Origin of the sequence: Streptomyces capoamus (assembly GCF_014654935.1) — a bacterium.
Classification (GTDB): Bacteria; Actinomycetota; Actinomycetes; order Streptomycetales; family Streptomycetaceae; genus Streptomyces; species Streptomyces capoamus.
In genome coordinates this window covers 1-824 of record NZ_BNBF01000095.1, presented here as the reverse complement: position 1 = coordinate 824, position 824 = coordinate 1, and the positions used below count along the sequence as shown (strand labels likewise).

General features: G+C 72.5%; 1 protein-coding gene. It reads right to left on the bottom strand.

The window, feature by feature from the left end:
• On the bottom strand, positions 1-824 hold an 824-nt coding region (locus IE312_RS37945; RefSeq protein ID WP_189986837.1), incomplete at both ends, for an AMP-binding protein.

Below are 824 nucleotides of genomic sequence, written 5' to 3'. Positions count from 1 at the left end.
GCACCGTGCACGGCTGCCACGAACCGGTCGGCGGTCAGACCCGGACGGCCCAGGTAACCCCGCGCCAGACCCCGGCCAGCGATGTACAGCTCACCCACCACACCCGGTGGCACCGGCCGCAACGCCTCGTCCAGGACGTAGAGGCGGGCGTTGCCCTGGGGCCGGCCGATCGGCACCGGACCCGGCGGCAGCTCGGCGCCCGGTTCGACGCGGTGCTCGGCGCAGTTGACGGTCGCCTCCGTGGGACCGTAGACGTTGAGCACGGCCGCGTCCGGGTGGTCCCTGCGCCACTGGGTGAGCATCTCGCCAGCCAGGGCCTCGCCGCCCAGCAGCAGTTCCTCGCCGGGTGAGTAGGCGTCGGGCAGCGCGTTGAGCAACGGCAGGTGGCTCGGGGTCGCCTTGAGGAAGGTGACCTGACGCCCGGTCATCTGCTCCGTGGTACCGGGCTTCTCCTCCAGCTCGGCGAGGTACACACAGCCCCCGCTCGCGAGCGTCGTGTACAGGGTGGTGACCGTGAGGTCGAAGGAGACCGGCGAGTGCACCAGGGCGGCCCCGCGGGAGCTGGGGTACGCCTCGGTGGTCCAGGCTAGGTAGTCCACCACCGAGCGGTGCTCCACCACCACGCCCTTGGGCCGGCCGGTGGAACCGGAGGTGTAGATCACGTAGGCCGGGTGCGAGGGACGCAGCGGCCGGAGACGCTCGGCGTCGGTCGGCACGCCGTCGCCGAGGTTCCCGAAGTCCGCGTCGGCCGCGTCGAGTTCGAGGGTGGGGACGTCCAGGTCGCGGGGCAGGTCGGGCAGGGTCGCGGTGGTCGTCAGCAGCAG